The organism is Akkermansiaceae bacterium (assembly GCA_024233115.1).
In the GTDB taxonomy this organism is placed as follows: domain Bacteria; phylum Verrucomicrobiota; class Verrucomicrobiia; order Verrucomicrobiales; family Akkermansiaceae; genus Oceaniferula.
Window position 1 is genome coordinate 606627 of sequence record JACKQB010000001.1, and the last position, 13292, is coordinate 619918.

14 protein-coding genes and 1 tRNA gene are annotated in these 13292 nt (G+C 56.3%); 9 read left to right on the forward strand and 6 right to left on the reverse strand.

Going from position 1 to position 13292, the window contains the following annotated elements; genetic code table 11:
- The first annotated feature begins 166 nt into the window (after window positions 1-166).
- The 9 genes from H7A51_02565 to H7A51_02605 all read left to right on the forward strand — a co-directional run bounded on the left by H7A51_02565 (window position 167) and on the right by H7A51_02605 (window position 8843).
- Window positions 167-763 carry a hypothetical protein gene (locus tag H7A51_02565; protein ID MCP5535099.1) on the forward strand — a complete coding sequence of 199 codons (597 nt, stop codon included), beginning with the start codon at window positions 167-169 and terminating at the stop codon, window positions 761-763.
- Between the two features lie 73 nt (window positions 764-836).
- Entirely contained in the window at window positions 837-1022 is a 186-nt protein-coding gene (locus H7A51_02570; GenBank protein MCP5535100.1) for an endonuclease, read from the forward strand.
- Window positions 1000-1104 (forward strand): endonuclease, encoded by a 105-nt coding sequence (locus H7A51_02575; GenBank protein ID MCP5535101.1) that lies wholly within the window; start codon window positions 1000-1002, stop codon window positions 1102-1104. The genes H7A51_02570 and H7A51_02575 overlap by 23 nt, the downstream gene beginning before the upstream one ends.
- Before the next feature lie 105 nt (window positions 1105-1209).
- Window positions 1210-1281 (forward strand) — tRNA-Arg (locus tag H7A51_02580).
- Window positions 1282-1580: 299 nt separating this feature from the next.
- Window positions 1581-4679 (forward strand): type I restriction endonuclease subunit R, encoded by a 3099-nt coding sequence (locus H7A51_02585; GenBank protein ID MCP5535102.1) that lies wholly within the window; start codon window positions 1581-1583, stop codon window positions 4677-4679.
- The gene (locus H7A51_02590) at window positions 4676-6310 is read left to right on the forward strand and encodes an SAM-dependent DNA methyltransferase (protein MCP5535103.1); all 1635 of its coding nucleotides are present in this window, start codon (window positions 4676-4678) and stop codon (window positions 6308-6310) included. Before H7A51_02585 ends, H7A51_02590 begins: the two co-directional genes overlap by 4 nt.
- Window positions 6307-7587: a restriction endonuclease subunit S gene (locus tag H7A51_02595; protein MCP5535104.1), complete on the forward strand. Its 1281-nt coding sequence runs from the start codon at window positions 6307-6309 to the stop codon at window positions 7585-7587. The genes H7A51_02590 and H7A51_02595 overlap by 4 nt, the downstream gene beginning before the upstream one ends.
- A 4-nt stretch (window positions 7588-7591) precedes the next feature.
- Window positions 7592-8533 (forward strand): ATP-binding protein, encoded by a 942-nt coding sequence (locus H7A51_02600; GenBank protein ID MCP5535105.1) that lies wholly within the window; start codon window positions 7592-7594, stop codon window positions 8531-8533.
- Between the two features lies 1 nt (window position 8534).
- Window positions 8535-8843, forward strand: a complete 309-nt coding sequence (locus H7A51_02605) for an STAS-like domain-containing protein (protein MCP5535106.1) — start codon at window positions 8535-8537, stop codon at window positions 8841-8843.
- Window positions 8844-8953: 110 nt separating this feature from the next.
- Here H7A51_02605 and H7A51_02610 read toward each other — a convergent pair whose 3' ends face one another.
- The 6 genes from H7A51_02610 to H7A51_02635 form a co-directional block, all read right to left on the reverse strand.
- Entirely contained in the window at window positions 8954-9127 is a 174-nt protein-coding gene (locus H7A51_02610) for a hypothetical protein (protein ID MCP5535107.1), read from the reverse strand.
- 14 nt (window positions 9128-9141) lie between these two features.
- Entirely contained in the window at window positions 9142-9318 is a 177-nt protein-coding gene (locus H7A51_02615) for a hypothetical protein (GenBank protein MCP5535108.1), read from the reverse strand.
- 2 nt (window positions 9319-9320) lie between these two features.
- On the reverse strand, window positions 9321-9566 hold the full coding sequence (locus H7A51_02620) for a hypothetical protein (protein MCP5535109.1): 246 nt from the start codon (window positions 9564-9566) through the stop codon (window positions 9321-9323).
- Window positions 9567-9849: 283 nt separating this feature from the next.
- Complete coding sequence (locus tag H7A51_02625; GenBank protein MCP5535110.1) at window positions 9850-11628, reverse strand: family 78 glycoside hydrolase catalytic domain; 1779 nt, start codon at window positions 11626-11628, stop codon at window positions 9850-9852.
- Between the two features lie 44 nt (window positions 11629-11672).
- Complete coding sequence (locus tag H7A51_02630; GenBank protein ID MCP5535111.1) at window positions 11673-11849, reverse strand: hypothetical protein; 177 nt, start codon at window positions 11847-11849, stop codon at window positions 11673-11675.
- On the reverse strand, window positions 11846-13282 hold the full coding sequence (locus tag H7A51_02635) for a hypothetical protein (GenBank protein ID MCP5535112.1): 1437 nt from the start codon (window positions 13280-13282) through the stop codon (window positions 11846-11848). Before H7A51_02635 ends, H7A51_02630 begins: the two co-directional genes overlap by 4 nt.
- Between the last annotated feature and the right edge of the window lie 10 nt (window positions 13283-13292).

Below are 13292 nucleotides of genomic sequence, written 5' to 3' on the forward strand. Positions count from 1 at the left end.
GTCCAAAGCTGCTTGAGCCTCAAGGTAATTCGGTTGCTAATCCACCGGGCTGATGGCGGGCCTGGTCGCGTCCGGGGAGGGCAGTCTCCCCTGCACCGATCCCGCACCATTTTTGCACAGGTGAATTTATTGTTTCACTCAACGTTCATTCGATTACAATACAGGTATGAAAAAAGTATTCCTCACCCCCCTGGTCAGTCTGATTGTCCCGTTTTCATTGATACACGCTGCCAACGATGAAGCCAGGGTTCCCGTTACGGTCACGATCAAGACTCCTACTTTGGGATGGAAATTAAAAATCCAAAGCGCGCATACACGGGGCGATCAACTCCTGCTGGTCTGCTTGGCGAACCCGCCCGGGGGTGTCGGGTTAACCGCGATCGGTAAAGCCAGCGATACGATCCAATTAGGCAAAGGCCTGGCTGATAGGAAAAGAGTGGTTTATCTGTTAGGAAAAACCTGGAATTGGGATCAGGAGGGTGTCATTGGTGTCACTCCCAAGGAATTGCAAAAACACCTCGAGGGAAGCCAGCCGGTCTACACGGCCAAGGATGGAAAAGCGGCAAAGCCACTCAAGGGTAATGACGATGACTTCATTGGCCTCAGCTACGAAAAAGCAGTGGAACTGGCCAAGCAGCGCAAGCTTCCCTGCCGGGTTGTTCTCAAGGATGGTCGACCACTCCCCGCCACCATGGACCACCGCCCGGATCGTTTGAACTTTGTCCTTGAGAATAACGTGGTCACCAAGGTTCGCCGGGGCTGACCGCCCTGTCAGCGATGACCACGGAGGAGAAAAATTCTCACACGATATCGATTCATGGGAGCCCCCCAACGGGGTGAAAGGAGACATAGCCCGTGCCTTGTTTTATATGGCGGTGCGCTACGAGGGGGATGAGCCGGGCTCCGTGGATCTCGAATTATCAGATACACCAAGCCTGACCCAAGGCGTGCGCGGGAAACTTTCGGTTCCCCAAAAATGGCATCAGTTTGATCCTGTTAGTGAAGAGGGAAAAAACGCGTAACAACCAGATCCACCGGAGTTACCAGGGGAATAGAAACCCCTTTGTTGACCACCCGGAGTGGGTGGAAAAGGTTTTCCAATAAGCGGCGTGTAAGCTCACTGCTGCTTGCCGTCCGATCTGGGAGTTCCGGGAAAATCCTGCCAACACTACTTGACTAGACAGAAAATAAACGTCAAACATTCCCCGCGCTCCCGTAGTTCAATGGATAGAACAAGGGTTTCCTAAACCTTAGATACAGGTTCGATTCCTGTCGGGAGTATTTTTATCAAAACGCCTGTGAGCCTTGTAAATCAAGGGGTATGGGCGGTTTTATGGGTCGGGGCAGACAATCAGAGTTGCCTCTATTCCCGCCAGTTTCCAAGGCGCGGTTCGAGTGGGTCCTTGAATTTGACAACGATGGGTAAACCGCCAATGATTCTTTCCAAGACGGTATGAGGAAAACCATTCTATTTTTGGATATTGACGGGGTTCTCGTTCCCTTTGATGTTGTTTGAAAAGATGATGGTTTACCCCGCTCAATCATTCTGCTAGGTGTAACTTCAAAGAGCAAACAGCAGCATGTCGGCCAAATTCAACGAAGACTCCAGGGTGAAAATCCCGTCCATCCTCCATCTGGTCAGCATGGGCTACGATTATCTTTCGTTGAAGGACCATAAATGGGACAGCTCGAACAATATTTTCACCGATGTTTTCAAAGAAGCCGTTGACCGCATCAATGGCGGGCTGGAGCCGCCGGAGCTGAACCGCATCTACAAAGACCTCTCGCTCAAACTCGACAACGAGGACCTTGGCAAGGCGTTCTACGAGGCGATCACCACCCAGTCAGGCACAAAGCTGATCGACTTCGAGGACTTCAGCAACAACACCTTCCACGTCGTCACCGAGCTGCCCTGTGTCAATGGCGACGAGGAGTTCCGCCCTGACATCACGCTGCTGATCAACGGCATGCCCTTGGTTTTTATCGAGGTGAAAAAGCCCAACAACCGCAACGGTATCCTTGCCGAGAGGCGGCGCATCAACACCCGCTTCCAGAACAAGAAATTTCGTCGCTTTGTCAACATCACCCAGCTCATGGTGTTCTCCAACAACATGGAGTATGACGACAGCTCGCCGGAGCCTCTGCAAGGTGCCTATTACGCATCCCCCTCCTACACCGAACCGATATTCAACTACTTTCGTGAGGAAAATGAACCCGACCTCGCCAAACCCCTAACCCAGGTGGGTGAGGTTACTGAGAACTTCATCCTGAAAGACACCAACCTCCAAAGCATTAAGGACACGCCTGAGTTTGCCACCAACAAATCACCAGACACCCCCACCAATCGCCTCTCCACCGCCCTTTTCAGCAGGGCCCGCCTCGCCTTCCTACTCAAGTTCGGCATCGCTTACGTGCATGGCACCCATGGAGGCTATGAGAAACACATCATGCGCTACCCGCAAATCTTCGCCACCATGGCGATTGAGCAAGCCCTCGAAAACGGCACGCGCAAGGGTATCATCTGGCACACCCAAGGCAGCGGCAAGACCGCGCTCGCCTACTACAACGTCCACCACCTGACCGATTATTTCAGCAGAAAAGGCATCATCCCGAAGTTCTACTTCATCGTGGACCGCATCGACCTACTGACCCAAGCGAGCCATGAGTTCAAAAGCCGGGGCCTGGTCGTGCATACCGTCAATTCACGCGATGCATTTGCCCGCGACATCCGGTCCACCCACGCCATCCACAACGACTCAGGCCGCCCCGAGATCACCGTGGTCAATATCCAGAAGTTCAAAGACGAGTCCGATGTGGTCACCGCCGCCGACTACGACATCAAGCTCCAGCGCGTTTACTTCCTGGATGAGGTTCACCGCTCGTATAATCCCGAAGGGAGCTTCCTCTCCAACCTCAATGAGTCCGACCCCAACGCAATCAAGATAGGACTCACAGGCACCCCACTCATCGGCGACAACCTCAGGTCACGCGACCTGTTTGGCGATTACATTCACAAATACTACTACAACGCCTCCATCGCCGACGGCTACACCCTGCGCCTGATCCGGGAGGAAATAGAGACCAAATACAAAATGGAACTCGCCGCCGTGCTGGAGGAAATCGACATCCTCAAGGACGGCAAAAACCGCAAGCAGCTCAATGCCCACGCAAAGTTCGTGGAGCCGATGCTCGACTACATTGTGCGCGACTTCGAGCAATCCCGCATCGCCTATGGCGACCCCACCATCGGTGCCATGGTCATCTGTGATTCAGCCGAGCAAGCGCGGATGATGGCGGAGGTCTTTGAAAGAAAATACAGCTCCCACCACTACGATTACTCCAGCGGCATAGGCGACTACGCACGCGCTGCCGGTAAAACGGTTCCCTACCATACCCGCGAGGTCAAGGCGCACACGGTCAACTCCCACGCCCTCATCCTGCATGACGTCGGCACCAAGGACGACCGCCGGCAATGGGTGGAGGACTTCAAGGATGGAAACATCGACATCCTCTTTGTCTTCAACATGCTGCTCACAGGTTTCGATGCAAAGCGTCTCAAGAAACTCTACCTTGGCCGCATAATCAAGGCCCACAACCTTCTCCAGGCACTCACCCGCGTCAACCGCACCTACAAATCCTTCCGCTACGGTTACGTGGTGGACTTCGTGGACATCAGCAAGCAGTTTAAAAAAACCAACGAGGACTACTTCAGGGAACTCGAGGGCGAGCTGGGCAGCGAGATTGACCACTACTCGAACCTGTTCAAAACCGAGCAGGAGATCACCGCCGAGATCGAGGAGATCAAACACGTCCTACTCCACTTCGATACCGACAACGCCGAAACCTTTTCCCAACAAATCAGCGAGATCCAGGACCGCGACACCATGCGCGAACTCACCCGCGCGCTCAACAACGCCCGCAGCCTCTACAACCTGATCCGCCTCTCCGGCCAGTATGAAATGCTCAATGAGCTTGATTTTAGAAAACTGACCAGGCTGTCAATCGAGGCCAACAACCACCTCGCCCTGCTCAATGAAAAACATGCCCTGGAACAGGGAGACGAAACCAAAAACCTACTCAACGTAGCCCTCGAGGACATCCTCTTCATGTTCCACAAAACCGGCGAGTCCGAGCTGGTCATTGCCGACGAACTGAAAAACAGCCTGCGCAAAACCCGTGAAGGCCTCGGTGGCAGCATCGACCCCGGAGACCCCGAGTTCCTGTCGCTGAAAGCCGAGCTGGAAAGGATTTTCCAAAAGATGAATCTCCAGGAAATGACCCAGGAGGACATGAAGGCCTACATCGAGGCACTGGATGACCTCCACGCCCGCGCCCGCGAGCTGGAGCGCAAGAACCAGCTACTGCGCGCCAAGTATGCCAACGATGCCAAATACGCCCGCATCCATAAACGCCTACGCGAAAAAGGAGAACCCACCCGAGACGAGCGCAAACTCATCAAGGCCCTGCAAGACCTCAAGAAACGCACCGATGAACAGCTCGTCCACAACTCCCAGATCCTCAACAACGAGTCGTTCTCGGAAAAGGAAATGGTGCGTATCGTCATCGAGCAGTTCAAGGGAGAACACAATATTTCCCTGACTCCAGACAGTGCCAAATTCATCAAAAACCTTGTGATGAAGGAGTATCTTGCTGAGTATCACGGACAGCAACCAGCATGACCACTACACGCACTTTTCAAACCCAGGCGACCACTCTCATCGACGACCTCAAGGCCGTCTGCGCGAACTACGGCCTCGGCAACGATGGCAATGAGTTCAAGATCATCACCCAGGTCTTTCTCTACAAGTTCCTCAACGATAAATTCGCTTATGAGGTCAAGAAAATCGACCCCAAGCTCAGGAAGGCGGAATCGTGGGAGGACGCGCTCGCCGCCTACCCGGCGGACGACTACGAGATGCTCCTGCTCCAGCTCGGCGCAGGTACCGCCCAGCTCCAGCCCGCACACCTGATCTCCGCCCTTTTTGCCAAGACCAACGATGACAACTTCGCCACCACCTTCGACGACACCCTCATCGACATCGCCGCGCTGAACTCGGACATCTTTTCGGTAAAAACAGAAGGCGGCTCGAAGATCGTCCTCTTTGAGCGCATCAGCAACTACATCTCCGATCCCTCGAAACGCGACAGCTTCTGCCGCGCGATGATGAACAAGCTGATCCACTTTTCCTTCGAGCAAATCTTCTCCGAGAAATTCGATTTCTTTGCCACCCTCTTCGAGTATCTCATCAAGGATTACAACAAGGACGGCGGCGGCAAATACGCCGAGTATTACACCCCGCACGCCGTCGCCAAGATCATGGCCGCCTGCCTGGTCCCCGGTGGCGGGAAAATCCGGAACGTCACCTGCTATGACCCCTCCGCAGGCTCGGGCACGCTGCTGATGAACCTCGCCCACGCCATCGGTGAGGACAAGTGCTCGATCTACTCACAGGACATTTCACAGAAGTCTTCCAGTCTGCTGCGCCTGAACCTGATCCTCAACAACCTCGTCCACTCGATCCCCAACATCATCCAGGGCAACACCATCCACCACCCCTACCACAAGGACGCCGACACCGGCACGCTCAGGAAGTTCGACTACATCGTCTCCAACCCACCCTTCAAGCTCGACTTCTCAGACTTCCGCGACGACCTCGATACTAAGGCGAACAAGGACCGCTTCTTCGCAGGCATTCCCAAGGTCCCCGCCAAGTCCAGGGACAAGATGGCCATCTACTTGCTCTTCATCCAGCACATCATCCATTCACTCAGTGAAAAAGGCCACGCCGCCATCGTGGTGCCGACAGGATTCATCACCGCGCAGTCCGGCATCGATAAAAACATCCGCCAGCACCTGGTTGAAAACAAGATGCTCGCCGGCGTGGTCTCCATGCCCTCCAACATCTTCGCCACCACCGGCACCAACGTCTCCATCCTCTTCCTCGATGCCACTAACAAAAAAGACGTAGTCCTAATCGACGCCTCTAACCTCGGCACCAAGGTCAAGGAAGGCAAAAACCAGAAGACGCTACTCAGCTCCGGGGAAGAAGACCGCATCATCGCCACCTTCAACAACAAACAAGCCGTCGATGACCTCTCCGTCGTGGTCAGCTACGACGACATCACCGCCAAAAACTACTCCCTCAGCGCCGGCCAATACTTCGAGGTGAAAATCGAATACGTGGATATTACCCACGAGCAGTTTGAACAGAAGATGGGCGGCTATCAGGAAAGGCTGGATGAGCTGTTCAAGGAGTCGCGGAAATTGGAGAAGGCGATTGCCAAGAACCTTGAGAAAATTGATTTATGATGGATCTGACCAAACATAAATTTAGTGAACTCTACGCGATGAGTTCCGGTATTTCTACTGGCAAAGATCAAGCTGGGCATGGATCTCCATTTGTATCGTTTACATCGGTGTTCAATAATTATTTTTTGCCGACAAGCCTCCCTGACCTCATGTCCACTTCAGAAAAGGAACAGGAAACTTATTCAGTCAAGGAAGGTGATATTTTCCTAACAAGGACAAGCGAAACATTGGATGAGCTTGGGATGAGTTGTGTGGTGACAGAGGACTATCCCAAAGCGACATATAGTGGATTTTTAAAACGGCTGAGGCCAAGTCAATCGAAAAAGGCATATCATAAGTATATGGCGTTCTACCTGCGGAGCGGATTGTTCAGAAAGACGATGAACAATAATGCGGTGATGACCCTCAGGTGTAGTCTGAATGAACAGATCTTTTCGTATCTGAATCTGCTTCTCCCAAATTACGATGAGCAAGTCAAAGTGGGTGATTTCCTTTATCTGATCCATCAAAAAATGGAACTCAACAAGCGCATCAACGCGGAGCTGGAGGGCATGGCGAAATTGCTCTACGACTACTGGTTTGTGCAGTTTGAGTTCCCCGTCACCGCCGCCCAAGCCGCCGCCATGGGCAAGCCCCACCTCGAAGGCAAACCCTACAAATCCTCCGGCGGCAAAATGATTTATGACGCACAGCTCAAACGCGATATACCCGAAGGCTGGCAAGTTGGAAACCTACCGGATATTGCAACCTTCACAAACGGCATAGCTTGCCAAAAATACCCGCCAAATGGCGGCGATACGCTTAGGGTCATTAAAATCCGGGAGATGCGTGACGGCTTTACCCAAAACTCGGAAACAGTGACCTCAGAGGTTCCGGCTAAAGTAATTGTCCACAATGGGGACATTCTTTTTTCGTGGTCAGCATCCCTTGAAGTCATGTTGTGGGCCGGAGGTAAAGGCGCTTTAAATCAACATATATTCAGAGTCACATCAGCAACCTATCCTCGCTCCTTCTGCTATTTTACGCTCTTGAACTATCTGCAACATTTCAAGATGATCGCCGAACTGCGTAAAACTACCATGGGACACATTACCAAAGACCATTTGGATCAAAGCCGTATTGCGATCCCTCCACTGGAACTGACGGAACAGCTCGATGCAAAGCTCAATCTCATCATTGAGCAAACACAAAACCTCCATCAACAAAACCAACACCTAACCACCCTCCGCGACTGGCTCCTCCCCATGCTCATGAACGGGCAAGTCACGGTGGAATAACCCCATGGCACACGAACTCCGACTCCCGGCAGAAGCCAAGGAACGCGGTCTGAGCGTGTTGGTTCCGTTGCTCAATGCGGCCGAGGGAAGGGACGAGGTGAGGGTCGATTTTCAGGAGGTGCGTTTTTACCATCCGGCATCCATTGTTGTGCTGCTGGCTCGTCTCAGGCAATGGGGCAAGGATGGCAAACAACTCTACGGCTGTCATTTTAACAAATGCCCCGCGCGCGATTACCTGAAGCGGATGGACTTTTTTGATCAATTGGGCCTTCAGCTCGATGAACCGTTCCAACGTCACAACGCCGCAGGACGTTTTGTCTCGATCAGGAAAATTACCAGCGGTCATGGCATTGATCGTATTGCCCGTGAAGTGGCATCCTGCATGGCTCGTGAATCAACGGACGTCCTTGAGTGCCTCAGTTACGCCATCGGTGAAATCATCACCAACGTCGCCCAGCACTCACAGGGCGAAGGGTTTTTATGTGCCCAGCGCTACCCTGCCACCGGGGTGGTGCGTGTGGCCGTGGCGGACAACGGCATAGGCCTCCGCCGCAGCTTTGATGGAACCCCTCTGGAACAAGAACTCCACAGCCCTCTGGACGCCCTGCAAAAAGCCATGGAGCCCAAGGTTTCCGCCGCTTTACTCCGTCCACCCACCGGCCCTTACGCGCAACCCGTCAACCGAGGTGTCGGGCTGTCAATGGTCGATGAACTGGTGCGCCAAACCTACGGAAGAATGCAGGTCATCACAGAAGATGCCGTTTACACCCGCATCGGTGACACCGGGGCAAGATTCCAGCAAAACAGCGGCTTGACGACTCCTGGAGTGCTCGTCAGCATTGAGATGACAATCGATGAAATCGTTGATTACCAGAGCATTATCAACGATGTCCGTGCCCGTATCCTTCCCTCTGGGCTTGACAACTGGGATGAAATGTTCGAATAGTATGGCCGTGAATCTCGAATTCAAACTACACGATCACGTGGGAACCTTTGCTGCCAATGGCACCTTGGGCGATCAGTTGCGTCGTCAGGAAATCGAGCCACATTGGGAAAAAGCAGATAAGATCGTGCTCAATTTCGTGGGTGTCAGCTCGATGACAGATTCCTTTGTCAACGCCTTTATCGGCAACCTGGTGGAAGGCCATCCCGCCGATTTCAAGAGCAAGCTACGTTTCGTGAATTGCAGCCCGCTGGTAACCACCTTCATCAAGGGTGCCCTACAATTCGCCAGTAAGCGCATGAGCCACGCTTGATTCGCCAATGCCCTCTACCTGCTCAAAGGCAACTGGGTAGGACAGCACTACGGGACAGGCCTTTTGCAGTTCAAAAGATTGTTTTTACGGGGGGCGAAGATGATTGTTCGCTACGGTTCCGGGCAGTCGTCCTCGCCGTGGATGGCGGCCTCGATGTAGTAGGCGGCGACGACGGGGTCCGAGCCGAGGGCGATGAGCTGGCGGACAGCTTCTTTTTCGGAGAGTGTGCCCTCACTGGCGGCTTGTTTGATGGCGGCGGCCTTGGCAATTGTTTCCTGGTCCATTGGAATTTCTGGCGTTAGTCCTCCACGTGCAGGTCACTGTGGCCGGTGGCTACGTGTACCATTTCCCGGGCGTGGTCGGGATGGGTGCCAAGTTTGATGAGTGCGGCGATGGCGGCGGCTGGCTCGAGCTTTCCGGCGGCGACATCGTTGGTGATGCGGAGGGCTTGTTTCTGCGTGTCTGTGAGGTCCATGTTCAGCAGATGAGGGTTGGGCAGTCACCGCCGTCGTGGGTGAGGGTGTAGGTGGTGCCTGGGCGGCGTTTGCAAAAATAGGCGACGGCTTGCTCGAGCTTTTCAGCGGGGACGGGGAATTGGGCGTTGTCAAAGAGGTTGGGGTTTCCGTGGATTTCAATGTTGCTGCGGATGGTGTCATAGAGGTATTCCTGGATGATGGTGAGGCTGTTCTGCCCCTTGTGGAGTGTAATGGTGTAGGTTCTCATGGCGGTGGTTATTCAAAGATGGAGTGGATGAGCTGCCAAGTCTCCAGGAAGGATTAGTGCCATTCAGGTCTGTCACGTAGTGTGGTCCCGTAGTGTGCGTAAATCAAGGGGTATGGGCGGTTTTATGGGTCGGGAAAAAATTGGGGTTGCCAGAATATCCTTACCGTCTCGGGGCGTTTTTGCGTATTTCGTGTCAAAAATAAAACCCTTGTTCTCCATGCCTCCCCCTGGATTGTCTGCCCGGACCCGACCACTTGTCGCCTCCCGCAAAAAAACGTGGCTGTTATCGCACCTCGATTTCCACCGTGCCGGAGACGGTGTCTGTTAGGGTCCAGCGCGTGCCGCTGCGGGTGGCGGCGACCTTTTTGCCGTCCACCAGGACCGTGGATGAGCCGGCTGCGGCGGGTAGGTCGATGTGCGCAGGGAGCTTCGCGGGAAGTGTGAGGGAGAGCTTGAATGTCTTGTCCTGGATCCAGTGGATGAGGATCGGCCCGCGGGGGGTGGGCACCTTGCCCTTGGCGTGTTTCAGCCCGCCGGTGTGCGGTCGGATCGAGGCGCGTTTCCAGCCGGGTTCGGCGGCTTGGGCGCCGAGGAGGTAGCGGGGCAGGAGATTGGCCGGGGCGGCGCCCCAGGCGTGGTTCCAGTCCTGGTTCGGTTTGTATTTCTGGTCCCAGGCCTCCCAGGTGATGGTGGTGCCGCTGTTGACCATGTGTTTCCAGCTACGGTCGTTGTCGGCGGTGATCAGGTCGAGCGCCTTGTCGGCGGCTCCGTTTTCAAACAGGCCCTCCAGCAGGTACTGGGCGGCGTAAACCGAGCAGTCCATGCCCTTGGCGCGCAGGAAATTGATGACGCTGGCTCTGTTTTCCTCCGGCACAAGCCCGAAGGCGAGGGGGAAGAAGTTCGCGTGATGGGACGCGTGCCGGGTGCCGACGCCATCGACGTAGATGCCGCGCTTTGTGTCGAAGAGCTGGTTCTGGAACTCGGCGTGGGTCTTGTTGAAACGCGCCTCGAGCTCCCCGGCCTCACCGTCCCTGCCGATGGCGCGGGCCAGAGCCGCCAGGCGTTGAATGGCGGCGAGGTGGAAGGCGTTGACCACGGTGTTTTTCGCGGTGAAGACGTAGCCGTCGCGCTCCGTCTTCGGCCAGTCGACGATGTCGGATTTTTTCCTCTGCCGGGCGTCGCTGGTGACGAGTCCGTCGGGGCCGGCGCGTTCAAGGAGGGCCTTGGTTTTGAGTTTTTCGTAGCGCGGGGCGATCCATTCCCTGTCGCCCGTTTGCATCCAATCGGCGTGCGCGATGAAGATCATGTGGGGCGCCCACTCAGTCGGCCAGGTGGCGAAATGGATCAGTCGGTCGTAGGTGTCGCGTGCGAAGCGGATGTCGTTGTCGGTGTAGTAATGGCTGAGCTGGTTCAGATAAGAATCCGCCTCGTAGGGGATGCGCTCGCGGTCGCCATCGACATAGACGCCGGCGAAGGTGGTGGCCTTGATCGAATACCGGCAGAGTTCCCAGATACGGTTCAGCGTTTCATCGGAGCACTCGAAGGCGGCGGCGTCATCGTCCCAGGTGGCGGAAAACGCGGCCTGGCGGGTGATTTGGGTGGGTTTCAGCTCGCCGGGCCAGCCCTCGACCTCGATCCAGCGGAAGGGCAGGACAACCCCCCACTCCCCGGGCGTCAGGATGGCGGGCGGGTGGGCGTCGTTGGTTTTCTTGGTGTTCCGTTTGTCGGCTGGAGGAGCGATGCGCATCACCGTGCCGGGCTTGGGCTGGATGGTGACGGAGGCGTAGCGGACGGTGCCGGGTGGCTTGCGGTTGATGCGGCCGTTTTTCAATGCCTCGCCAAAATGCACGGTGATCGGTTGGTCCGCGTTGGCGGGGATGGCCAGCCGGATGTTGGCGAAGGCCACGCGGCCGAAATCGACGAGGACGGTCCGTTGGTCGGGCGCGGTGACGGCGGCGGGTTGCTGGTCCACCAGCTTCACCGGGGCGGCGGTCAGCGGCCATGCGGTGAGGGTGGTGATTGCCGCGAGAACGAGGGGTCGGCGGGTCGTGGGAAAATGCATTGTCTGGGGACGGGTGTCCGGTGGTGTTTGGTGTGCGGCGGCGGTCATTCCGACTTCATCCAGAGTGAGGCGGATAGAAACCAGATGAACGTCCCGGCAAGCAGGAGCTGGTTCATCAACGGCGCGCCGATGCCGCCGGTGAAAAACAGGATCGGCGGCAGGATGATGAGCAGCAGTGACGCCCAGCTAACGGGTTTTGCGTATGCGGGTAGGTTTTTCATGAGGATTGGGAATGGCTGTTGTTCGTGAACATCATTTTTCCGAGCACGACGTAGAGGACGGCCGAGGCGAGCCACGCGGGGATCACGAGGTAGGCGGCAAAGACCCCCTGATAGAGCACCAGCCAGAGGCCGGGGACGGCGGGGATCAGCCAGGCGAGCAGCACCGCCGTGTTGAACGACGAGCGGGTGGCGTCCGCCGCGTCCTCGTGGAAGCCGAGCCGTTTGGCAAGGTAATGGTTGACAAAGATGATGCCGCCCATCGGCCCCAGGATCATGCCGTAGGTGCCGACGAAGCCGAGCAACTGGGCGGAGAGGTTGGGGAAGGCGCCGGCGCCGGTGGCCACCAGCCCGGCGAGCAGCACGCCGGTGGTGCGGGGCGCCCTGGGGAAAAGGGACTGGAATGCCAGGCCGGCGCGGTAGATCGTCGGGTTGGCGGTGGTCCATCCGGCGATGACCACGCAGATGATGCCGGTCCAGCCCAGCGCGTTCCAGGCGAGGAATCCGGGGTCCGCCTGGACTTTTCCGGCGCTGTTCACGGCGGCTCCGGGGTTGGTGGCAATCAGCGCCGCCAGCAGCAGTGCCGCGCAGATCCACGCCATGTAGTGGCCGAGGAACATACCCACGGAGGGCGCCCAGCCGGCGGATTTGGACCTGGTGAAGCGGAAGATCGAGAGATCCGCCATACCGAAGTGCATCGCGGCGTTGCAGAGCCAGGCGAAGACGACGATTTTCCAGAACCCGAAGTTCTCCGGGCCGTTGGCGACCTGGACAAAGGCGACGCCGTCGTTCCAGACCGTGTTGAGCCGCTCGAACGAATGGGCGTCCATCTGCGCGAGCGAGACGACCCCGCAGGCGGCAAACACGAGGATCATCCAGGGCGCGGCGATGTTGGCGAAGCGCGACACCATGTTGTATCCCGCGGCCGCGACCGCCGCGATGACGATGCCGACCACGGCCACGATGCCTGTGAAGCCCGCCCCGCTGAGACCGAAGGTGGCGTCCGGCACCTCGAAACGGATGTCGAAGGGCACCCCGACGGCGGATGCCGACACCGTGATCATCGCCCCGGCAAGGAAACAGAACAGTACGCCGTTGGTGACGTTGTAGATTTTCACCATGTTGCGCCCGGCGATTTTCTCCAACTGGAAATAGAGGGTCAGGCGGCGGTTCATGGCGATCGGCAGCACCAGGTAGCGCCATGTGAGTACGGCGAGGATGTTTCCTAACAACAGGCCGAACATCAGGTCCTTGAGGGAGGCGCCCGCGGCGAGAAACAGGGGGCCGATCATGAACTCCGTGCCCGCGGCGTGCTCGCCGGCGTACATCCCCCAGAACGCCTTGGGGCCTTTCCAGGCTTTTTGCGGCACGGGCTCGCGCTCGTATTCACCGCCGACGATTTCATCGACCGCATCCTCGTCTGTGTGTACTGTCATGGGGTAATTG

Excerpts from the sequence above, each read along its gene's own strand:
- H7A51_02635 (MCP5535112.1), bottom strand. The coding sequence starts at position 13,282 with ATGACAGTACACACAGACGAGGATGCGGTCGATGAAATCGTCGGCGGT.
- H7A51_02625 (MCP5535110.1), bottom strand. The coding sequence starts at position 11,628 with ATGCATTTTCCCACGACCCGCCGACCCCTCGTTCTCGCGGCAATCACC.
- H7A51_02590 (MCP5535103.1), top strand. The coding sequence starts at position 4,676 with ATGACCACTACACGCACTTTTCAAACCCAGGCGACCACTCTCATCGAC.
- H7A51_02610 (MCP5535107.1), bottom strand. The coding sequence starts at position 9,127 with ATGGACCAGGAAACAATTGCCAAGGCCGCCGCCATCAAACAAGCCGCC.
- H7A51_02620 (MCP5535109.1), bottom strand. The coding sequence starts at position 9,566 with ATGAGAACCTACACCATTACACTCCACAAGGGGCAGAACAGCCTCACC.
- H7A51_02565 (MCP5535099.1), top strand. The coding sequence starts at position 167 with ATGAAAAAAGTATTCCTCACCCCCCTGGTCAGTCTGATTGTCCCGTTT.
- H7A51_02595 (MCP5535104.1), top strand. The coding sequence starts at position 6,307 with ATGATGGATCTGACCAAACATAAATTTAGTGAACTCTACGCGATGAGT.
- H7A51_02615 (MCP5535108.1), bottom strand. The coding sequence starts at position 9,318 with ATGGACCTCACAGACACGCAGAAACAAGCCCTCCGCATCACCAACGAT.
- H7A51_02605 (MCP5535106.1), top strand. The coding sequence starts at position 8,535 with ATGGCCGTGAATCTCGAATTCAAACTACACGATCACGTGGGAACCTTT.
- H7A51_02585 (MCP5535102.1), top strand. The coding sequence starts at position 1,581 with ATGTCGGCCAAATTCAACGAAGACTCCAGGGTGAAAATCCCGTCCATC.
- H7A51_02630 (MCP5535111.1), bottom strand. The coding sequence starts at position 11,849 with ATGAAAAACCTACCCGCATACGCAAAACCCGTTAGCTGGGCGTCACTG.
- H7A51_02600 (MCP5535105.1), top strand. The coding sequence starts at position 7,592 with ATGGCACACGAACTCCGACTCCCGGCAGAAGCCAAGGAACGCGGTCTG.